This is a genomic window from uncultured Algibacter sp. (assembly GCF_947490405.1).
Classification (GTDB): domain Bacteria; phylum Bacteroidota; class Bacteroidia; order Flavobacteriales; family Flavobacteriaceae; genus Algibacter_B.
This window is the reverse complement of sequence record NZ_CANLGU010000003.1, coordinates 97,481-119,279: the sequence shown is the minus strand read 5'-3', so window position 1 is coordinate 119,279 and position 21,799 is coordinate 97,481. Positions and strand designations below refer to the sequence as shown.

The window sequence follows — 21,799 nt, the reverse complement described above, 5'->3', positions numbered from 1 at the left end:
ATAAATTAGTATATGCTTAAAAACCTAATATTTTTTTATTTTCTATATACATCGATAAGTTTCGCACAACAATTTGATATTAGTGGAAGGGTTCATGATATTGCTAAAGTCCCTATTGCCTACGCCAATGTTATCGTGTTAAATAATGAAAATGATGAAGTTATAAAAGGGACTACTACTAATGACGAGGGATACTTTAATATTGAAAATCTTACCAGTGGAAATTATAACATTAAAATAAGCTTTCTGGGTTTTGAAAACTATTTGAAAGAAATCAAACTCATAAGGAGTATTGACCTAGGAGTTATTATCCTTAATGAAAGTAAACTAATGCTGGATGGGGTGGTTATAGTTTCTAAAAGACCTACGGTAAAGCGAATGGTAGATCGATTGGTGTTTAATGTTGAAAATTCTACACTATCCAATAACAATGTTTTAGATGTCTTAAACCATACACCAGGTGTTTTAATAAGTGATGGTAAAATAAGTATAAAACAATCTACACCTGTTGTATATATGAACGACAGAAGGGTTCACTTATCTTCTCAAGAAGTTTTACAGCTTTTGGAAGGGACTTCTGCAACAAATATTAAGTCTATTGAGGTAATTACAAGTCCGCCTGCTAAATATGAAGCAGAAGGCGGCTCAGTACTAAACATTGTTACCAGTAAAAATATTATTGCAGGTTATAATGGTTCTGTTTTTGGGAATTATAAACAAGGTAGTGAGTTTCCAAAATATTCGTTTGGAACAAGTCATTTTTTCAAAACTAAAAAGCTTAATACTTATTTAAATTATAGCATAAGTCCACGAAAAGATTATCGGAGTAGCGAAGAGTTTATAAATTTTATTGAAAACGACCAAGTTACCTCACGTTGGGAAACTGATTTTGAAAGAATCCGAAAAACAGCTAACCAAAATATAAATGCTAATCTTGACTATCAGTTGAATGAAAATAACTCTTTAGGATTTTCAACAAGTATGCTAATCTCTCCTAGATCTAATACACAAACAAATGCTAATTCTGTAACAGATGTTTTTAATAATACAAAAGTTTTAGATTCAACGTTTTTTACCGATAGTAGAAAAGTAGATGAAACATTCAATTTGGCTTTTACTCTGGATTATGTTCATAACTTTAAAAAAGAAGGCGAGAAACTGTTAATCAGAGGACATCACACCAATTATGACTCTTCTAGTTTTCAGAATGTTGATACTGATTATTTGTTTCCTGATGAGTCGTTAATCAGAACAAATAGGTTTCAAACCTTCTCAAGTCAAGAGATTAAATTACAGACACTTCAAGCGGATTATGAGTTACCATTAGGCGATTCTGGATTGTTTGAAATGGGAGCAAAAGTCTCAAATATAAATTCTGAAAATATACTAACACAATATAATTTTGAAAATGAAGATAGAGTGGAAGATCTACAAAATTCTGACACCTTTTTATATGACGAAACTAATTATGCTATTTATACAAGCGTTTCAAAAGAATGGGATACTTGGAGCTTAAAAGCTGGTTTACGAACTGAATTAACTAATATAGAAGGAAATTCAATAACAAATAATCAAGTCAATAATACGGATTACATCAAACTTTTTCCATCGTTGTTTATTTCACATACCATGAATGAAAACAATGAGGTTTATTTTAATTATACTAAGCGTATTTACAGACCTCGTTATACACAACTAAACCCCTTTAAGTATTTCTTAAATGATAATACGTTTATAACCGGAGATCCTAATTTGAAACCTCAAATAGACAACCAATTTATATTAGGATACACTTTTAATGAAGATTATACTTTTGAACTTTATTATAGACACGAAAAAGATCCAACCTTACAATATTTTTACCAAGATAATGACGAAAATGTATTGGTCTTTCAAAGCACAAATACTGATGTATCAATTTCATATGGCTTAGATTTTACAACTTATGTTGCTTTAAATAATTTCTGGGATTTATATGTCCTATCATCTGGGTATTTTTATAAAAACAACTTTAATCCTATTGCGAGTAATGAAACATCTTTTAAGGGTGAGCAATGGAGCTTATACCTTGAAATTGGTAATTATTTTACTTTGTCAGAAGATAAAAGCTTATTAGGAGATATATCTTTTAATTATTTGTCTCCTATAAATGATGGACCAACGGATACGAGTTTTGTCTCAAGTTTAGATATTAGTATAAGAAAAACATTTTGGAATAATAAAGCTTCATTAAATTTAGGCATATCTGATGTTTTTAACACACAGAATTTTAATACGACTACTAAATATTTGAATCAAGATATCCGTGGTAAATATAAATTTGAGAACAGATTATTTATACTTGGTTTTAATTACAAGTTTGGGAATTTCAGATTAAGAAGCAATAAAAAGAATATAGAATTAAATGAAAGAGAACGCTTAGATAATAACTAAAAGTAATCTTTTACTTTACCCCAAAAGTTTTTTGGGGTAATTTTAAATTCGTTTTCTAATTCTTCCAGGGATTTGTTTGCATCATTGATTTTATTGAATATTCTAGCTCTAATGAGATATATTGATGGTATTATAATAGCCATTATAGGAATCATATAAACTAATTGAAACTCATCTAAATATTTATTTTCAGCATTAAAAACGTCAAAAATATGAAAAATATACATTGCCATAGGCACTAGAAGTGAATGATACCACCAATGCCTACAAGTGAAAAACCAAATAAAAAGAAGAAATAAGGGTATTATTTTACCCGTAAAAACCCACATAGCATAATTAGCATCTAGCCATATACTGCTATCATAAGTAAATAAAAAAGTGTTCCAAACGCGTTGTTTTGGAACACTTTCATATAAAGTAAATAAATAAGGTGTTAAAGAAATTAGGGTAGCAATGACGCTTCCTAAAACTAAACCTTTTGAAACTTTGTTTTGTTTAGCGAATGATTGGTCTTGGCTTCTTTTTAATTTGTGCTGTTTGTTCTGCATCAATATTATACTGGTTTGCAGCTTGTGCCATAAATAACACGCCTCCGAAAATTGCAATTGCAATTAAGTACTTTTTAGTCTTCATTTTATAAGGGATTTAATTAATTAATACCCAAATGTAAATAATGACTATCGTGAAGTTAATCAATAAATGTTAAAATTATGTTAAAAACAGTGATTTTTAAAATTCTTGATGTGGGTTTCCCGTAAAACTTCAAAATAAAGGAGTAAAGCATATTATTTGTTAGTCATAAGCTAGCAGGTTATTAGGTTTTTACGTTTTATTTAAACTTATAATTCGATTGTTATTTTTGTCTAATTTTAATTTAATTACATCAAAATTTTCATCTAAAAGACTTTTAATTTTTTCTGGCCATTCTATTAATTTCCAATGATTAGAATCTAAATAATCTTCAATTCCAAAATTATATAACTCTTCAATATCTTCAATTCTATATAAATCAAAGTGATATATTAATTCATCACCCAATTTATATTCATTTACAATTGAAAAAGATGGGCTACTAACAGCATCATTACTTCCAAAAGCTTTTACTAAAGCTTTGATAAGAGATGTTTTTCCAACACCCATGTCACCATAAAAAAGTAACGTTTTCGTTTTTACATTCTTAATAAGATTTTTAGCAACCTGCTCAATCTCATCAATTCCATAATTAATTTCCAATTTTTAGTAAAATTTAGATACAATATTAGTTATAAAAAACCAAAAAACCTAGTAAAAAATGTATTTCATCGATAATAATTGCTTTTTATGGAGTTATTTAGGATTAAAAACAACAAATGGAATAATCATTTCTTCTAATGAAACACCACCATGTTGATAGGTATTTCTATAATAACTAACGTAGTGGTTGTAATTGTTTGGATAGGCAAAAAACAAGTCGCTTTTGGCAAATATGTAAGAGCTACTCATGGTTATAGAGGGGAGGTGGAGTTCTTTTGGGTCTTTTGCTACGAATACATCTTTATTCTCATAAGTTAAACTTCTGCCTGTTTTGTATCGAAGGTTTAAGCTGGTATCTCTATCTCCTATCACTTTAGATGGGTTTTTAACATTAATGGTACCATGATCTGTAGTTAAAATTAATTTAAACCCTAATTGGTTCGCCTGTTGAATCATATCTAAAAGAGGCGAGTTTTTAAACCAGCTAAGTGTTAAGGATCTATATGCCTTATCATTAGACGCTAATTCTTTAACAACTTCCATTTCTGTTTTGGAGTGTGAAAGCATATCAACAAAATTATACACAACAACTGTTAAATCATTATTCTTTAAAGATTTAAAATTATCAGCTAATTTTTTTCCATTTTTTAAGTTGGTAATTTTATGATACTCATAGTTTAAATGAGTTAATCCTAAACGTTTCATTTGAGCTTCTAAAAAATCAGCTTCGTGCATGTTTTTTCCGCCTTCATCAATATCATTTTTCCAATACTGAGGAAATAATTTTTCCATATCACTTGGCATCAAACCTGAAAAAATAGCATTTCTAGCATATTGAGTAGCAGTAGGTAAAATGCTATAAAACGCTTCTTCTTTGTTCTTCTTATAGTAGTTATTTATAATAGGTTCAAAAACTTTCCATTGATCGTAACGTAAATTATCTATTACAACAAGTAATGTAGGTTGCTCTTTATTAATTTCTGGTACTATTTTATCTTTAAATAAAGTATGAGACATTACAGGAGCATCAGTATGCGGCCTAAACCAATCGGCATAATTTTTTTCAATAAATTTTCCGAATTGAATATTTGCCTCGTTTTTCTGAGATTCTAAAATTTCAAACATACCAGCATCTTCAATATCTTCTAACTGAATTTCCCAGTATATCAATTTTTGATATAAATTAACCCATTCTTCATAACTATTAACCATAGATAAGTCCATAGCTATTTTCCGAAACTCTTGCTGATAATTAGATGTGGTTTTCTCAGAAACTAATCTGGAATGATCCAAATTTTTCTTCAGACTTAATAATATTTGATTTGGGTTTACAGGTTTAATCAAGTAATCTGCAATTTTATTACCAATAGCCTCTTCCATAATATACTCCTCCTCACTTTTTGTAATCATTACTACTGGAAGCGTGTCTTTTTTCTCCTTAATTTCATTTAAAGTTTCAAGCCCCGTTAAACCTGGCATGTTTTCATCTAAAAAAACAATATCAAAATTCTTTTCATCTAAAATATCAATAGCTTCAGTACCACTGTTACAAGTTGTTACTTGATAGTTTTTCTTCTCAAGAAATAAAATATGTGGTTTTAATAAATCAATTTCATCATCAACCCAAAGTATGTTTATCATAGTATAGTTTTTATAGTGTTATTGTAGCTATTTAATCGTTTTTGCATCAAAGTTTTATTATAGGTTCATATAGTTATATTTGTAAACATCTAATGCTAAATGTAAAAGTTTGAACAAACTTAAAATATTAAACGACCCAATTTACGGATTTATTACAATTCCTAATTCGCTTATTTTTGACCTAATTCAACATAAATATTTTCAGCGCTTACGTAGAATCACACAAATGGGGATGTCTTATTTGGTTTATCCAGGGGCACATCATACCAGATTTCATCATGCTATTGGCTGTGTGCATTTAATGCAGCAAGCAGTTAATGTACTTCGTTTTAAAGGAGTTACAATTTCAGAGGAAGAAGAAACAGGATTGTATGTGGCTATTCTGCTTCATGATATTGGTCATGGACCTTTCTCTCATGCTATGGAACATTCTATAGTAGATAACGTTTCACATGAAGAGATTTCACTACTTTTTATGGAACGTTTAAATGAAGAATTTAACGGAAGTTTAACGCTAGCTATTCAAATATTTAAAGGAGAATACAAAAGAAAATTCATGTGTCAGCTTATTTCTAGTCAATTGGATATGGATAGAGCAGACTATTTAAAGCGCGATAGCTTTTATACAGGAGTAGCTGAGGGTAATATTAATAGTGAACGCCTTATTACTATGTTAAACGCTGTAAATGATGAATTAGTTGTTGAAGAAAAAGGAGTTTATAGTGTAGAGAAATTTATAATTGCAAGACGTTTAATGTATTGGCAAGTGTATCTGCATAAAACAGGTTTAGCTGCAGAACAGTTACTTATTAGAGTTTTAAAGAGAGCCAAAGAACTTTATAATTTGGGTGAAGTGCTTATGGCTAGTGATGCACTAATTTATTTTCTGAAGCATAAAATATCAAATAAGAATTTTACAAATGAGACTTTAGAGGTGTTTTCGAAATTAGACGATTATGATATTATTTCTGCAATGAAACAGTGGCAATATCATGAAGATTTTGTGCTCAGTAACTTGTGTGAGATGATAATTAATAGAAATCTTCTCAAAATCAAGATGAAAAATAAACCAGTTAAAGAAGGCAACCTAAAAAAGCATGTGGAGTCTCTTATAAAAAATTATAATATCTCTGAAGAGGAAGCAAAATATTTTGTATTTCAGGGAAGTATTTCAAACCAGGCATACCAAGTTAAAACCAAACGAATTAATATCCTACACAAGTCTGGAAAGATTGAAGATATTGTAAAAGCTTCAGATCAATTGAATCTTAAGGCTTTGTCAAAACCAGTTACAAAATATTATATATGTTATCCTAAGGTTAAAGTTTAACACATTTTTCCTATTTTTGCGTCAATCAAACAAAAAACAAAACAAACTACACAAGTGTGAAATTTACGGCACAACAAATAGCAGGAATATTAGAAGGCGATGTTGTTGGAAATCCTGATGTTGAAGTATCAAAACTTTCCAAAATTGAAGAAGGTCTCGAGGGGTCTTTAACCTTTTTGGCTAACCCGAAATACACACCTTATATTTATACAACAAAGGCTTCTATAACTATTGTAAACAAATCTTTTACTCCAGAAGAAGACCTTAGCACAACACTTATTAAAGTTGAAGATTCTTATGAATCTTTTTCTAAATTACTAGAATATTACAATCAAGTAAAAAACAACAAACAAGGTATAGAGCAACCAGTTTATATCGCTGAATCAGCAAGTTATGATGAATCTATTTATCTAGGAGCTTTTTCTTATTTAGGAGAAAATGTGAAAATTGGCAAAAATGTAAAAATTTTTCCCGGTGCTTATATTGGAGATAACGTAGTTATTGGTGATGATACTGTAGTTTTCTCTGGTGCAAAAGTTTACTCAGAGTCTGTTATTGGAAACAACTGTGTTATAAATTCAGGTGCTATTATTGGTGCTGATGGATTTGGTTTTGCTCCTAATGAATCAGGTGAGTATAGTAAAGTACCGCAAATAGGTAATGTTGTGTTAGAAGATTTTGTTGATATTGGAGCTGCCACTACCATAGATAGAGCCACTTTGGGTTCAACAATAATACGTAGGGGTGTGAAATTGGATAATCAAATACAAATAGCGCACAACGTAGAGATTGGTAGAAATACAGTAATAGCTGCCCAAACAGGGATCGCTGGCTCTACTAAAATTGGCGAGAATTGTCAAATCGGTGGACAAGTAGGTATTGTTGGTCATATTACAATTGGTGACAATGTAAAAATACAAGCTCAGTCTGGTATTGGTAGACATGTTAAAGATAATGAAGTGCTTCAAGGCTCTCCAGCGTTACCATATGGAGATTACAATAAAGCTTACGTACATTTTAAAAATTTACCAAGCATAGTTAAAAACATAAATGACTTAGAAAAAAATAAATGGGAATAGTCAATACAGAAATTAAGCAAAAAACCATTAAAGAAGAAATCTCCCTAACAGGAGTAGGTTTACATACTGGTAAAGATGTAACCTTAACATTTAAACCCGCAAAAGTTAATTCTGGATTTTCTTTTAAACGAGTTGATTTAGAAGGAGAGCCTGTTATTAAGGCTGATGCTAATTATGTTACAAATACCCAAAGAGGAACATGTTTAGAAAAAAATGGAGTTACTATCCAAACTTCTGAACATGTATTAGCTGCACTAGTTGGTTTAGATGTAGATAATGCGATTATTGAACTTAATGCTTCTGAACCACCAATTATGGATGGATCATCAAAGTTTTTTGTTGAAGCTATTGAAAAAGCTGGTGTTATTGAGCTTGATGCTTTTAGAGAAGAATTTGTTATTACAGATATTGTATCTTATGTAGATGAAGAAACAGGAAGTGAAATTCTTGTTATGCCTTCAAAAGAGTACCAAATTACTACTATGGTAGATTTTGGAACGAAAGTTTTAGGAACTCAAAACGCAACTTTAAATCATATTTCAGATTTTAAAAAGGATATTTCAGATTCTAGAACGTTTAGTTTTTTACATGAAATTGAAATGCTACTAGAGCATGGTTTAATAAAAGGCGGTGATTTAAACAATGCAATTGTTTATGTTGATAAAGCACTATCACCAGAAACCATGGAAAAACTTAAAGTGGCATTTAAAAAAGATTCAATTGCAGTGAAGCCCAACGGCATTCTAGATAATTTAACTCTACACCACCCTAATGAAGCCGCTAGACATAAATTATTAGATGTTTTAGGCGATTTAGCTTTAATAGGTACTAGAATCCGTGGAAAAGTAATAGCCAATAAACCCGGGCATTTTGTAAACACACAATTTGCTAAGAAATTAGCAAAGATTATCAAAAACGATCGTCGTAATAACGTACCAAGTATAGATTTGAATCAACCACCACTAATGGATGTTACTCAAATTATGGCTATGTTACCACATAGACAACCTTTCTTATTAATAGATAAGGTTTTTGAACTTTCTGATAAGCATGTTGTCGCTACAAAGAATGTGACCATGAATGAAGAATTTTTTAAAGGTCATTTCCCAGGAGCCCCAGTAATGCCTGGTGTTTTAATTGTTGAAGCTATGGCTCAAACTGGTGGTATTTTAGTTTTAAATACAGTACCAGATCCTGAAAACTATTTAACTTTTTTCATGAAAATGGATAATGTTAAGTTCAAACAAAAAGTAAGCCCCGGTGATACCTTAATATTTAGTTGCTCATTAATAACGCCAATTCGCCGCGGTATTTGTCATATGCAAGGGTATGCGTATGCAAATGGAAAATTATGTGCTGAAGCTGAACTAATGGCTCAAATCTCTAAAGTAAAATAACATGAACCAACCTTTAGCTTATGTGCATCCTGGTGCAAAAATTGCAAAAAACGTAGTTATAGAACCTTTCGCTACCATTCATAACAACGTAAAAATTGGTGAAGGCACTTGGATAGGAAGTAACGTTACCATCATGGAAGGTGCAAGAATTGGGAAAAACTGTAATATTTTTCCAGGTTCTGTTATTTCTGCTGTTCCTCAGGATTTAAAATATAATGATGAAGATACAACTGTTGAAATTGGAAATAATGTTACCATTAGAGAATGTGTAACTATAAACAGAGGTACAACAGACAGAATGAAAACCGTTGTTGGAGATAACTGTTTGATTATGGCCTATTGCCATATAGCACATGATTGTATTGTTGGCAATAACTGTATATTTTCAAATAATAGTACACTGGCTGGTCACATTACCGTTGGTGATTATGTGGTTTTAGCAGGTATGACAGCTGTTCATCAGTTTGTTTCAGTTGGCAATCATGCTTTTGTAACAGGTGGGTCTTTGGTAAGAAAAGATGTTCCTCCATTTGTTAAAGCAGCTCGAGAACCTTTATCTTATGTAGGGATTAACTCAGTGGGATTAAGAAGACGAGGGTTTTCAACAGAAAAAATTAGAGAAATTCAAGATATATTCAGAATCTTATACCAAAAGAATTACAACAATTCTCAAGCAGCAGATATTATTGAAGCAGAAATGCAAGCAACTCCTGAGCGTGACGAAATACTTCAGTTTATTAAAAACTCGCATCGAGGCATCATGAAAGGGTATTTCAAATCAAATTAAAATAACGACATTACAACACATTAAATATGGCTAGTACAAGTGACATTAGAAACGGATTATGCATAAGATATAATCATGATATATTTAAAATCATTGAATTTTTACACGTTAAACCAGGTAAAGGGCCTGCATTTGTAAGAACAAAACTTAAAAGTGTAACTACGGGTAAAGTCATCGATAATACATTTTCCGCTGGACATAAAATAGAAGATGTTCGTGTTGAAACTCACAAATTTCAATATTTGTATAATGATGGTGAGTTTTACCATTTCATGAATGAAGCAGATTATACTCAGATTCGTTTATTAGAAGCTGCTTTAGATAACCCTGGATTAATGAAAGAAGGAGAAGTTGTTACTGTACTTATCAATACTGAAGACAATATGCCATTATCTGTTGATTTACCAGCAAGTGTTATTTTGGAGGTTACTCATACTGAACCTGGTGTAAAAGGAAATACAGCAACGAATGCTACAAAACCTGCAACAGTAGAAACTGGAGCAGAAGTAAACGTACCTTTATTTATAAATGAAGGTGATAAAATTAAAATAGAAACAGAAAAAGGAACTTATAAAGAACGTGTTAAAGAATAAGTTTGAAGTTTCCTAAACCACATACTTTAAAAAGCATAGCAAATTTAATAGACTGTAAGTTTGTAGGCGATGCTAATTTTCAGGTTTTAGGCATGAATGAGATTCACGTTGTAGAGCCTGGAGATATTGTTTTTGTGGATCATCCAAAATATTATGATAAAGCTCTAGAATCGGCTGCAACTATAATTCTTATTAACAAAGAAGTAGTCTGCCCAAAGGGAAAAGCATTATTGGTAAGTGATGACCCTTTTAGAGATTTTAATAAATTAACTAATCACTTTAAACCGTTTGTAGCGGCAACAACAGCAATTTCTAATTCAGCAAGAATAGGTAACAAAACCATCATTCAACCAAATGTATTCATTGGGCATCATGTCGTTATTGGTAATAATTGTACAATACATTCAAATGTAAGTATTTATGATGATGCAATAATTGGTGATAACGTCACAATTCACTCAGGTTCAGTTTTAGGAGCTAATGCATTCTATTATAAGAATAGACCAGATGGTTACGATAGATTAAAATCTGGAGGGCGTGTCGTCATAAAAGATAATGTGGATATTGGTGCTGGATGCACGATTGACAGGGGTGTAAGCGGTGATACCATTATAGGCGAGGGTTCTAAACTTGATAACTTAATTCAAGTAGGACATGATACAATCATAGGAAAAAAGTGTTTAATAGCATCGCAAGTTGGTATTGCTGGCTGTGTGGTTATTGAAGACGAAGTAACGCTTTGGGGTCAAGTTGGCACCACAAGCGGTATAACTATAGGTAAGAAAGCTGTGATTCAAGGGCAATCTGGAGTTACAAAATCTATTGAAGGAGGAAAAACCTATTGGGGAACGCCAATACAAGAAGTACGTTTAAAACTAAAAGAAATGGCTTCCATTAAGCAAATTCCTAATATTTTAAAACAATTAAAAAATTAAGCTTTTTTAAGTTAAAAAAGTGCGTTCAAAAAATTACATTTGTAAAACAATATTCAAATAGAAAAATATGAGTGTTTTAGTAAATAAAGATTCAAACATTATAGTTCAAGGTTTTACAGGTAGCGAGGGTACATTTCACGCTAGTCAGATGATTGAATACGGAACCAACGTTGTAGGTGGTGTAACCCCAGGAAAAGGTGGTCAAACTCATCTTGATAAACCTGTTTTTAATACCGTAAAAGAAGCTGTAGACCAAGTAGGAGCAGATACAACAATTATTTTTGTACCACCAGCATTTGCTGCCGATGCCATTATGGAAGCTGCTGATGCGGGTATAAAAGTAATTATTACTATTACAGAAGGTATTCCTGTTGCAGATATGATAACTGCATCAAGCTATATAAAATCTAAAGATTGTAGACTAATAGGTCCTAACTGTCCAGGTGTTATAACTCCGGGTGAGGCAAAAGTTGGTATTATGCCAGGTTTTGTATTTAAAGAAGGTAAAGTAGGTATTGTATCAAAATCTGGAACTTTAACTTACGAAGCTGCAGATCAAGTTGTAAAACAAGGTTTAGGTATTACTACAGCCATAGGAATTGGAGGAGATCCTATCATAGGAACAACCACTAAAGAAGCTGTTGAGTTGCTTATTAACGACCCAGAAACAGAAGCTGTAGTCATGATTGGTGAAATCGGAGGTCAGTTAGAAGCAGACGCTGCTAACTGGTACAAAGAAAGTGGAAGTAAAAAGCCTATCGTTGGGTTTATAGCTGGAGAAACTGCACCTGCCGGACGTACCATGGGGCACGCTGGTGCAATTGTTGGTGGAAGTGATGATACCGCACAAGCCAAAAAGAAAATCATGAGAGCTTGTGGGATACACGTTGTAGATTCACCTGCCGAAATCGGTAAAAAAGTTGCTGAAGTTATAGGTTAATACCCTCTAAAATATACACAATCCGTTAGCTAATCTAGTTAACGGATTTTTTATAATATCTATTTGGGCGTTACCCAAAGGGTCGGGCTTTTCACTATATCTTTTTAAACGTCTTAGCGAAGGAGTAAGCAACATCAATATCTATTTATTATTTACTTTAAAGAAACTTAATACTAGTCAATTTTAAAAAGGATGCCGTTGCAATCCCTAACGCAAAACAAGTACCATTAAAAATAATTAGGTTTATAACAACATCACATTCGGATTTGTTATATTTGAGTACCTAGAAATTAAAAAATTACGAACAAACTATAAATGAAACATCAGTAACAATTATATCAGATGTTCAATTCAAAATAATAATACTAATATATGAAACTACTAGAAGGGAAAACAGCAATAGTTACAGGAGCTAGCCGTGGTATTGGAAAAGGTATTGCTCAAGTTTTTGCAGAACAAGGGGCCAATGTAGCATTTACATACAGTTCTTCAGTTGATGCCGCAAATGCTTTAGAAAAAGAATTAAATGCTTTAGGAGTAAAAGCTAAAGGGTACAAAAGTAATGCAGCAAGTTTTGAAGAAGCACAAAAATTAGCTTCAGATGTAGTTTCAGAATTTGGAAGTATTGATATTCTTGTAAATAATGCAGGTATCACAAAAGACAACCTACTAATGCGTATCACTGAAGAAGATTTTGATAAAGTTATCGAAGTTAATCTTAAGTCGGTTTTCAATATGACAAAAGCTGTACAACGCACCATGTTAAAACAACGTAAAGGTTCAATTATTAATATGAGCTCTGTAGTTGGTGTAAAAGGTAATGCAGGACAAACTAACTATGCAGCATCAAAAGCTGGTATTATTGGGTTTTCAAAATCTGTAGCTTTAGAGTTAGGATCTAGAAATATTAGAAGCAATGTGGTAGCACCAGGTTTTATTGAAACTGAAATGACTGCTAAATTAGATGAAGAGATTGTAAAAGGATGGCGTGCAGGCATACCATTAAAACGTGGAGGCACACCAGAAGATATTGCTAATGTTTGTGTGTTTTTAGCTAGCGATATGAGTGCGTATGTTACAGGACAAACTCTAAACGTTGATGGTGGAATGTTAACGTAATTGACTTTCCTGTGAAACCAGGAATCTAATCAAAATAAAATTTAAAGTTTTTTAATGAGTTCTGAAACTCTTTTATACATTATACTTTCTGGAATTTTAGCGCTAGGGTTAGCGCTTTTTCAGTATTTTACTAAAAAGAAAAGCATGTCTAAAATAAACATGCTTTTTTCTTTTTTGAGGTTTTTAAGTGTGTTTTCTGTTTTATTAATCATTATAAACCCAAGTTTTGATCAAACTAAATTATCAATAGAAAAACCTAATTTAGTTGTAGCAATTGATAATTCAAGCTCAATTAAGCATTTAAAACAAGATGAGGCACTGTTAAATTTTATTGATGAAATAAAAAGCAATCCAAACATTCAGAATAAATTTAATCTAGACTTTTTTACTTTCGGAGAAAACTTAAATCCCTTAGATTCTATTACGTTTACCGATAAACAAACAAATATTTCTAAAGCATTTACGCAATTAAATGAAATTTATAAGCAAACCACATCGCCAACATTGCTTATTACGGATGGAAATCAAACTTATGGCAACGATTATCAATTTTCATCAAACAATTACAAACAACCAATTTACCCAATAGTTTTAGGGGATACCATTACATATACAGACTTAAGAATTCAGCAATTTAACGTTAATAAATATGCATTTCTGAAAAACAGATTTCCTGTTGAAGCAATTTTAGTTTATAATGGTAATACTGCAATACAATCTAACTTTATTGTAAAAAGTGGTAATACTACAATTTATTCAAAAAAGATTAATTTTTCTAAAAATGATAATTCAAAGGTTGTTAATCTCACATTGCCAACAAATAAGGTTGGTGTGAGCAATTACAAGGCAACAATTGTTCCTTTAGCAAGTGAAAAGAATAAAATAAATAATACTAAAAATTTTGCCATTGAAGTAATCAATCAAAAAACAAAAATTGCTATAGTTAGCAGTTTTTCTCACCCAGATTTAGGAGCTTTAAAAAAGAGTATTGAAACTAATGAGCAACGTACAGCAGATATTTTACACCCAAAAAATGTAATTAATCAAATAAATGAATATCAATTAATTATACTGTATCAGCCAAATAATAAGTTTAAAAATATAATAGATAAAATTAACACGCAAAACAAGAATAAATTTGTTATTACTGGACCCAAAACAGATTTAGATTTTTTAAATAGGATTACTAATGATTATAATTTTAATATAACAGGTCAAACCGAAAATTACCAAGCCGACTTAAATATTAATTATGCACCTTTTTTAATTGACGAATTAGATTTTGAATCTTTCCCTCCTTTACTTTCAAACTATGGAGAGATTAGTTTTAACGTAGCCTATGAAACCATTTTAAACAAGACAGTCAAGAGTGTTACATTAGAAGAGCCACTTTTAGTAACTTTTGAAACAAATAGTAGGCGAGAAGCTGTTTTATTTGGTGAACAGATTTGGCAATGGCGCGCACAAAGCTATCTTAACGAAAATAGTTTCGATGATTTTGATAATTTTATTGGCAAATTGGTTCAATACCTAGCTTCAACAAAGAAAAAAAGCAGATTAAATATTGACTATGAATCATTTTATAACGGAAATAACAACATTATAATCAAGGCTGAGTTTTTCGATAAAAACTATGTTTTTGACACTCGAGAAACTTTGAACATAACTGTGACCGATAAAGTTTCTAAAGCAAAAACTGTATTTCCTCTAATTTTGAAAAACAATAATTATCAAGTAGATTTGAGTAATTTACCAGCATCAGAATATAGCTTTACAATCAGAGCATCTAACGAAAACATGTCTAAATCTGGAAATTTTAGAATTTTAGAATATAATGTTGAACAGCAATTTTTAAATGCAGATGTAACAAAGTTACAGCAATTGGCCACTAACAGCTCAGGGACAAGTTATTTTATAAATGAAACAAAAAAAGCTATAAATGATTTATTGAATGACAATCGTTTCGTTCCAATTCAAAAAAGCAGCAAAAATACCATACCTTTGATAGATTGGAAATACCTTTTAGGAATTATAGCATTTAACTTAGGACTAGAATGGTTTTTAAGAAAATATAACGGATTAATTTAAAAATAGAAAATGGAAAAATTACCAAAAATCGGATTACCAATAATTATCGCAGTAATTATTCTGGTTGTAGTATTAGCAAAATCAGCCGTAACCATAGGTTCTGGTGAAGCAGGAGTATTGTTTAAAACTTTTGGAGAAGGTGTTGTTACTGATGAACCGCCAATGGCAGAAGGGTTTCATATTGTAGCACCTTGGAATAAAGTTTACATTTACGAAGTGCGTCAACAAGAGCTTTTTGAAAAAATGAAAGTATTATCATCAAACGGGTTAGAGATTCAAATTGATGCCTCGGCATGGTATGAACCAGTTTATGATGATTTAGGAAACTTACACCAATCCCTTGGACAAAATTATTTACAACGTGTAATAATGCCATCAATTAGAAGTGCAGCAAGAAGTGTTGTTGGTCGTTATACACCAGAACAATTATACTCTAGTAAACGTGATGCTATACAAGATGAGATTTTTGAAGAGACTAAAAAAATACTAGAAAAACAATACGTGCAATTAAATGAAGTTTTAGTACGTGATGTAACATTACCAAATACTATTAAAGAAGCTATTGAACGTAAATTACGTCAAGAGCAAGAATCGTTAGAATATGAATTCAGACTAGTTACAGCTGCTAAAGAAGCTGAAAAACAACGTATTGAAGCACAAGGTAAAGCAGATGCAAATAAGATATTAAGTGCCTCATTAACGGATAAAATTCTTCAAGATAAAGGTATTGAAGCTACTATGAAATTATCTGAGTCGCCTAATAGTAAAGTAATTGTTATTGGTTCAGGAGATAGCGGTTTACCAATTATATTAGGAAATCAATAAAAGAATAAATTTAGCAAATAATGTATTCTTTTAAAGAATATTAATTTAAATTGACTAAATATTAATAATATTAAATTATTGCAAGATTTGTATTTATAATTTGGATTTAATAATATAAATTATAGATATTTGCATAAATAAATTATAACATGACTTTTATTCAAACACATCATCATTTTCATATTTGCTCTCAGGCGAAGTGAAAATGTATTGAATAAAATCAAAATATATTTAAACCCGTTTGAGACAATCAAGCGGGTTTTTTAATTTAAGTTCCAACTTGGTTGTTTTAAACTCATAAAAACAAGATAATGAGTAAATTAAGAATTGCAGTGCAAAAATCGGGTCGTTTAAACGAAGACTCGATGCGTTTATTAAAAGATATAGGTATTTCTATAGATAATGGAAAAGATCAATTAAAAGCCTCGGCAAAAGGGTTTCCTGTTGAAGTGTTTTATTTAAGAAATGGCGATATTCCACAATATTTAAAAGATGGCGTTGTAGATGCAGCGATTATAGGTGAGAATGTTTTAATAGAAAAAGGCGAGAGCATTGGTATTGTTGAAAAATTAGGTTTTTCGACATGCCGCGTGTGTATTGCTGTGCCTAAGGCTGCAAATTATAATAGTATAAAAGATTTAGAAGGTAAGCGTATTGCAACATCGTATCCAAATACGGTACAACAGTTTTTAGACAAAAACGGTGTAAAAGCAAATCTTCATATCATTAACGGTTCTGTAGAAATTGCGCCTAATATAGGTTTGGCAGATGCAATTTGCGATATTGTATCCAGTGGAAGTACTTTATTTAAAAATAATTTAAAAGAAGTGGATACCATTTTAAAATCCGAAGCAGTTTTAGCCGTATCTCCAAAACTAAACCAAGAGCGAAAAGCCATATTAGACACCATTCAGTTTAGAATCCAGTCGGTTTTAAAAGGAAGAAATTCTAAGTATGTATTACTAAATGCGCCAAACGACAAATTGCAAGATATTATTGATGTTTTACCAGGAATGAAGAGCCCCACGGTTTTACCATTGGCTGAAGACGGTTGGAGTTCTGTGCACTCTGTAATTAGTAAAAATCAGTTTTGGAATGTTATTGATGATCTCAAAGCAAAAGGAGCACAAGGTATTTTGGTGTGTCCTATTGAAAAAATGGTGCTGTAATATATTTGAGATTTACTTAAAAATGGAAATCTTATAATTTCAACTCAAAGTTAAATTAAGAATGCAAATAATTAATAATCCTAAAAAAAGTGAATGGACGTCTATTTTACAGCGTCCTACACAAACTGTGGATGATATTGAAGGTACTGTAAACAAAATTTTTAATGAGGTATCAAATGAAGGAGATACGGCTATAAAAAGATACACAAATAAATTTGATGGCGTAGCACTAGCTTCACATGTAGTTACACCTGCTGAAATAGAAACAGCGGTTACACAAGTTTCTGAAAAACTAAAAAGTGCCATCACATTAGCAAAACATAATATTGAAGTATTTCATAAAGCTCAAAAAACATTAAAAATTGAGATAGAAACAACCAAAGGTGTACAGTGTTGGCAGGAAAAACGACCAATTCAAAGTGTTGGTTTGTATATTCCCGGTGGTACAGCACCATTGTTTTCAACAGTTTTAATGTTGGCAATTCCTGCGCAAATAGCAGGTTGCAAAGAGATTGTTTTATGTTCGCCACCTAATACAAAAGGTGCGTTGGCACCAGAAATTTTATTTACAGCGCAATTGTGTGGTGTTACTAAAATTATAAAAGTAGGCGGTATACAAGCTATTGCAGGTTTGACTTTTGGTACTGAAACCATTCCAAAAGTGTTTAAAATTTTCGGACCAGGCAATCAATTTGTAACGGTTGCAAAACAAATTGCAACAAAACACGGCGTAGCTATAGATATGCCTGCTGGTCCTAGCGAATTATTAGTATTTGCCGATGATACAGCAAATGCGGCGTATGTGGCTTCAGATTTATTAAGTCAAGCAGAACACGGTGCAGATAGTCAAGTAATTTTGGTATCTACCTCAAAACGTCTAATTAGTGCTGTTTCGGAAGAAATAACTAAGCAATTAGTAGTATTGCCACGTAAGGCCATTGCTGAAAAGGCTATAGCCAATTCAAAATTAATTTATGTAGAAACTGATGATTTAGCTCTAGAGTTAATTGACGAATATGGTCCAGAACATTACATTATTTGTTGTAAAAATGAAGATGTATACGTAGATAACATCAATAATGCAGGCTCGGTTTTTATTGGCGATTATACACCTGAGAGTGCGGGCGATTATGCATCAGGAACAAACCACACCTTGCCTACAAACGGTTTTAGTAAAGCATATTCTGGTGTGAATTTAGATAGCTTTTTAAAACAGATGGCCTTTCAAAAAATATCTGAAGAAGGACTTTTAAATATAGGAGAAACTATTGAGTTAATGGCAGAAGCGGAAGGGTTGCAAGCGCATAAAAATGCGGTGAGTATAAGATTAAAGGATTTAAAAAAATAACTTTTGTGATGCTGAACGTGATTTAGCATCTAAAGATTATGAAAAATATACAAAAATTAATAAGGCCCACGGTACAAGCGCTAAAACCGTATTCGTCTGCAAGGGACGAATACCAAGGTAATAGTGACGCTATGGTATTTTTAGACGCGAATGAAAATCCGTTTGAAAATGGCGTGAATCGGTATCCAGATCCGCAGCAACGAACCGTAAAATCCTTGCTATCAGAAATAAAAGATATTCCACAGCAAAATATCCTTTTAGGCAACGGTAGTGATGAAGTTTTAGATTTAATCTTCAGAGCCTTTTGTGAGCCTAATCAAGATAATATCATCACGTTGCCACCAACGTATGGCATGTATAGTGTTTTGGCAAATATCAATGCTATTGCTATTAAAAGTGTGCAGTTAGATAACAATTTTCAACCTAAGGTTGATGAAATTCTGGAAATTGCAGATGCTAATTCTAAGTTGTTGTTTTTATGTTCGCCAAATAACCCAACAGGAAATAGTTTTGAAGCAAAATCAATTGAAAAACTTATAAAAGCGTTCAAAGGTATCGTTGTTATTGATGAGGCCTATATCGATTTTTCAAATGATGAAAGTTGGACAAGTAAACTAAGTGAGTTTCCTAACCTAATTGTAACTCAAACCTTATCAAAAGCTTACGGGATGGCTGGAATTCGGTTAGGCATTTGTTTTGCTTCAAAAGAAATTATTTCAGTATTAAACCGCATCAAACCACCATATAACGTTAATGAGTTAACACAGCAAAAAGCGATTTCACAGCTAGAAAATTACGAGTTAACACAGCAGCAGGTTAAGGATATTTTAAAAGAGCGTGATGTATTAGTTCGTAAGTTATCAGAAATTACATTTGTATCGAAAATTTATCCAACAGATGCTAATTTTGTACTGGCTAAAGTTGATGATGCTACAAAGCGTTACAATCAGTTGATTGAAAAAGGAATTGTAATTCGAAATAGAACCAATCAACCAGGATGTGAAAATTGTTTGCGTTTTACAATTGGAACTAAAAAAGAAAACGAAGTTTTAATAAAAGCTTTAAAAGCGTTAGAATGATTTGTCATTCCGCACTTGATGCGGAATCCATATAAATTTGAATAATAAAAAATAGATGCCTGCTTTCGCAGAAATGACACAAAATGAAAAAAGTACTATTCATAGACAGAGACGGCACTTTGGTATTAGAGCCACCTGTAGATTATCAATTAGATAGTTTAGAGAAGTTAGAATACTACCCAAAAGTTTTTCAATACATGGCTAAAATAGCCAGTGAGCTGGATTATGAGTTGGTTATGGTAACCAATCAAGATGGTTTAGGAACCGATAGTTTTCCCGAAGACACGTTTTGGCCAGCGCAAAACAAAATTATTGAAGCATTCAAAAAAGAAGGCGTTGTGTTTTCGGCTATTCACATTGATAAAACGTTTCCGCATGAAAATACTGATACACGCAAACCAAGAACGGGTTTATTAACCCAGTATTTTTCTGAAGATTATGACTTGTCAAATTCCTTCGTTTTAGGTGATAGAATAACAGATATGGAACTCGCTAAAAATCTAGGAGCTAAAGGTATTTATCTGTCTGAAGATCCTGAATTAGGCGCAGATGAAATTGAAAGTTCTAAACAAGAAATTTTAGACGCTATAGCCCTAACTAGTACAGATTGGAAAGCAATTTATGAGTTTTTAAAACTTAAAGATCGCGTTGAAGAGATAACGCGTAATACCAATGAAACACAGATTTATATAAAATTAAATTTAGATGGTTCTGGAAAGAATAATATTGACACAGGGTTGTCGTTTTTCGATCATATGCTAGATCAAATAGGGCGTCATGGTGCGATGGATTTAACCATTAAGGTTGATGGCGATTTGGAAGTTGACGAACATCACACTATTGAAGATACCATGATTGCTTTAGGCGAATTATTCAACAAAGCATTAGGTAATAAATTGGGGATTGAACGCTACGGATTTTGTTTACCAATGGACGATTGTTTAGCACAAGTTGCCGTTGACTTTGGAGGTAGAAATTGGTTAGAATGGGATGCGGAATTTAAGCGCGAAAAAATAGGCGATATGCCTACAGAAATGTTTTTCCATTTGTTTAAATCGTTTACCGATGGCGCAAAATGTAATTTAAACATTAAAGCAGAAGGTACCAACGAACATCATAAAATTGAAGGTATATTTAAAGCCTTTGCTAAAGCTATGAAAATGGCAGTAAAGCGTGATGCTAACAAAATGTTTTTACCAAGTACAAAAGGAATGCTATAATGAGGTTAGTGATAATAAATTACGGTGCTGGAAACATAAAAAGTATTCAATTTGCTTTTAAGCGTTTGGGTGTCGATGCTATTTTATCAAACGACCCTGAAGAAATAAAAGCAGCAGATAAAGTGATTTTTCCTGGTGTTGGAGAAGCAAGTTCTGCTATGAAAATGCTTAAAGAAAGTGGTTTGGATACCTTAATTCCAACACTTAAACAACCAGTTTTAGGTATTTGTTTAGGAATGCAACTTATGTGTTTACATACTGAAGAAGGCAACACAAAAGGTTTGGGCATATTTCAAACCAAGGTAAAACGCTTCTCAGATAACGTAAAAGTACCGCAAATGGGATGGAATGTTATTAAAGATTTAAAAACTGATTTGTTTAAAGATATCAAAGAAAACGAATACATGTATTTGGTTCACAGTTATTATGCAGAGCATTGTAATGAAACCATAGCAGCAACAGATTACGAGATTAATTATGCTTCGTCATTACGACACGAAAATTTTTATGGAACCCAGTTCCATCCAGAAAAAAGTGGTTCTAGAGGAGCAAAAATTCTAGAGAATTTTTTAGACCTTTAGAA

At 31.9% G+C, this 21,799-nt stretch carries 20 protein-coding genes; 16 read left to right on the top strand and 4 right to left on the bottom strand.

What is annotated here, in order from left to right:
* Nucleotides 1–12 precede the first annotated feature (12 nt).
* Nucleotides 13–2,433 (top strand): outer membrane beta-barrel family protein, encoded by a 2,421-nt coding sequence (locus Q0772_RS08275; RefSeq protein WP_298342798.1) that lies wholly within the window; start codon nucleotides 13–15, stop codon nucleotides 2,431–2,433.
* On the opposite strand, the gene Q0772_RS08270 is transcribed toward Q0772_RS08275, so the two are convergent.
* The 4 genes from Q0772_RS08270 to Q0772_RS08255 all read right to left on the bottom strand — a co-directional run bounded on the left by Q0772_RS08270 (nucleotide 2,430) and on the right by Q0772_RS08255 (nucleotide 5,307).
* Nucleotides 2,430–2,981 carry a hypothetical protein gene (locus tag Q0772_RS08270; protein ID WP_298342796.1) on the bottom strand — a complete coding sequence of 184 codons (552 nt, stop codon included), beginning with the start codon at nucleotides 2,979–2,981 and terminating at the stop codon, nucleotides 2,430–2,432. The genes Q0772_RS08275 and Q0772_RS08270 overlap by 4 nt on opposite strands.
* Nucleotides 2,929–3,066: a hypothetical protein gene (locus Q0772_RS08265; RefSeq protein WP_298342793.1), complete on the bottom strand. Its 138-nt coding sequence runs from the start codon at nucleotides 3,064–3,066 to the stop codon at nucleotides 2,929–2,931. The genes Q0772_RS08270 and Q0772_RS08265 overlap by 53 nt, the downstream gene beginning before the upstream one ends.
* 189 nt (nucleotides 3,067–3,255) lie before the next feature.
* Nucleotides 3,256–3,666: a tRNA (adenosine(37)-N6)-threonylcarbamoyltransferase complex ATPase subunit type 1 TsaE gene (gene tsaE / locus Q0772_RS08260; RefSeq protein ID WP_298342790.1), complete on the bottom strand. Its 411-nt coding sequence runs from the start codon at nucleotides 3,664–3,666 to the stop codon at nucleotides 3,256–3,258.
* Nucleotides 3,667–3,759: 93 nt separating this feature from the next.
* A complete protein-coding gene (locus Q0772_RS08255; protein WP_298342788.1) occupies nucleotides 3,760–5,307 on the bottom strand; it encodes a bifunctional response regulator/alkaline phosphatase family protein in 1,548 nt (515 codons plus the stop codon).
* Nucleotides 5,308–5,416: 109 nt separating this feature from the next.
* Between Q0772_RS08255 and Q0772_RS08250 the strand changes: the two genes are divergently transcribed.
* The 15 genes from Q0772_RS08250 to hisH all read left to right on the top strand — a co-directional run bounded on the left by Q0772_RS08250 (nucleotide 5,417) and on the right by hisH (nucleotide 21,797).
* Complete coding sequence (locus Q0772_RS08250) at nucleotides 5,417–6,637, top strand: HD domain-containing protein (protein ID WP_298342785.1); 1,221 nt, start codon at nucleotides 5,417–5,419, stop codon at nucleotides 6,635–6,637.
* Nucleotides 6,638–6,693: 56 nt separating this feature from the next.
* Nucleotides 6,694–7,716 carry a UDP-3-O-(3-hydroxymyristoyl)glucosamine N-acyltransferase gene (gene lpxD, locus Q0772_RS08245; RefSeq protein WP_298342780.1) on the top strand — a complete coding sequence of 341 codons (1,023 nt, stop codon included), beginning with the start codon at nucleotides 6,694–6,696 and terminating at the stop codon, nucleotides 7,714–7,716.
* Nucleotides 7,707–9,113, top strand: a complete 1,407-nt coding sequence (locus Q0772_RS08240) for a bifunctional UDP-3-O-[3-hydroxymyristoyl] N-acetylglucosamine deacetylase/3-hydroxyacyl-ACP dehydratase (protein ID WP_298342777.1) — start codon at nucleotides 7,707–7,709, stop codon at nucleotides 9,111–9,113. The genes lpxD and Q0772_RS08240 overlap by 10 nt, the downstream gene beginning before the upstream one ends.
* A gap of 1 nt (nucleotide 9,114) precedes the next feature.
* Entirely contained in the window at nucleotides 9,115–9,900 is a 786-nt protein-coding gene (gene lpxA / locus Q0772_RS08235; protein WP_298342774.1) for an acyl-ACP--UDP-N-acetylglucosamine O-acyltransferase, read from the top strand.
* Nucleotides 9,901–9,926: 26 nt separating this feature from the next.
* Nucleotides 9,927–10,493: an elongation factor P gene (efp, locus tag Q0772_RS08230; RefSeq protein ID WP_298342771.1), complete on the top strand. Its 567-nt coding sequence runs from the start codon at nucleotides 9,927–9,929 to the stop codon at nucleotides 10,491–10,493.
* Between the two features lie 2 nt (nucleotides 10,494–10,495).
* The gene (locus Q0772_RS08225) at nucleotides 10,496–11,428 is read left to right on the top strand and encodes a UDP-3-O-(3-hydroxymyristoyl)glucosamine N-acyltransferase (RefSeq protein ID WP_298342768.1); all 933 of its coding nucleotides are present in this window, start codon (nucleotides 10,496–10,498) and stop codon (nucleotides 11,426–11,428) included.
* A 67-nt stretch (nucleotides 11,429–11,495) separates the two neighbouring features.
* Nucleotides 11,496–12,368 carry a succinate--CoA ligase subunit alpha gene (sucD, locus tag Q0772_RS08220; protein WP_298342764.1) on the top strand — a complete coding sequence of 291 codons (873 nt, stop codon included), beginning with the start codon at nucleotides 11,496–11,498 and terminating at the stop codon, nucleotides 12,366–12,368.
* 372 nt (nucleotides 12,369–12,740) lie between these two features.
* Nucleotides 12,741–13,487 (top strand): 3-oxoacyl-[acyl-carrier-protein] reductase, encoded by a 747-nt coding sequence (gene fabG, locus Q0772_RS08215; protein WP_298342761.1) that lies wholly within the window; start codon nucleotides 12,741–12,743, stop codon nucleotides 13,485–13,487.
* Nucleotides 13,488–13,541: 54 nt separating this feature from the next.
* Entirely contained in the window at nucleotides 13,542–15,575 is a 2,034-nt protein-coding gene (locus Q0772_RS08210; protein WP_298342758.1) for a VWA domain-containing protein, read from the top strand.
* A gap of 9 nt (nucleotides 15,576–15,584) precedes the next feature.
* A complete protein-coding gene (locus Q0772_RS08205) occupies nucleotides 15,585–16,400 on the top strand; it encodes a prohibitin family protein (protein WP_298342755.1) in 816 nt (271 codons plus the stop codon).
* A gap of 311 nt (nucleotides 16,401–16,711) precedes the next feature.
* The gene (gene hisG, locus Q0772_RS08200; protein WP_298342752.1) at nucleotides 16,712–17,569 is read left to right on the top strand and encodes an ATP phosphoribosyltransferase; all 858 of its coding nucleotides are present in this window, start codon (nucleotides 16,712–16,714) and stop codon (nucleotides 17,567–17,569) included.
* 61 nt (nucleotides 17,570–17,630) lie between these two features.
* Nucleotides 17,631–18,917, top strand: a complete 1,287-nt coding sequence (gene hisD / locus Q0772_RS08195) for a histidinol dehydrogenase (RefSeq protein WP_298342750.1) — start codon at nucleotides 17,631–17,633, stop codon at nucleotides 18,915–18,917.
* Between the two features lie 38 nt (nucleotides 18,918–18,955).
* Nucleotides 18,956–19,996, top strand: a complete 1,041-nt coding sequence (gene hisC / locus Q0772_RS08190; protein ID WP_298342748.1) for a histidinol-phosphate transaminase — start codon at nucleotides 18,956–18,958, stop codon at nucleotides 19,994–19,996.
* An 83-nt stretch (nucleotides 19,997–20,079) separates the two neighbouring features.
* The gene (gene hisB, locus Q0772_RS08185; RefSeq protein ID WP_298342745.1) at nucleotides 20,080–21,216 is read left to right on the top strand and encodes a bifunctional histidinol-phosphatase/imidazoleglycerol-phosphate dehydratase HisB; all 1,137 of its coding nucleotides are present in this window, start codon (nucleotides 20,080–20,082) and stop codon (nucleotides 21,214–21,216) included.
* Nucleotides 21,216–21,797, top strand: a complete 582-nt coding sequence (gene hisH / locus Q0772_RS08180) for an imidazole glycerol phosphate synthase subunit HisH (protein ID WP_298342742.1) — start codon at nucleotides 21,216–21,218, stop codon at nucleotides 21,795–21,797. Before hisB ends, hisH begins: the two co-directional genes overlap by 1 nt.
* Nucleotides 21,798–21,799: the final 2 nt, after the last annotated feature.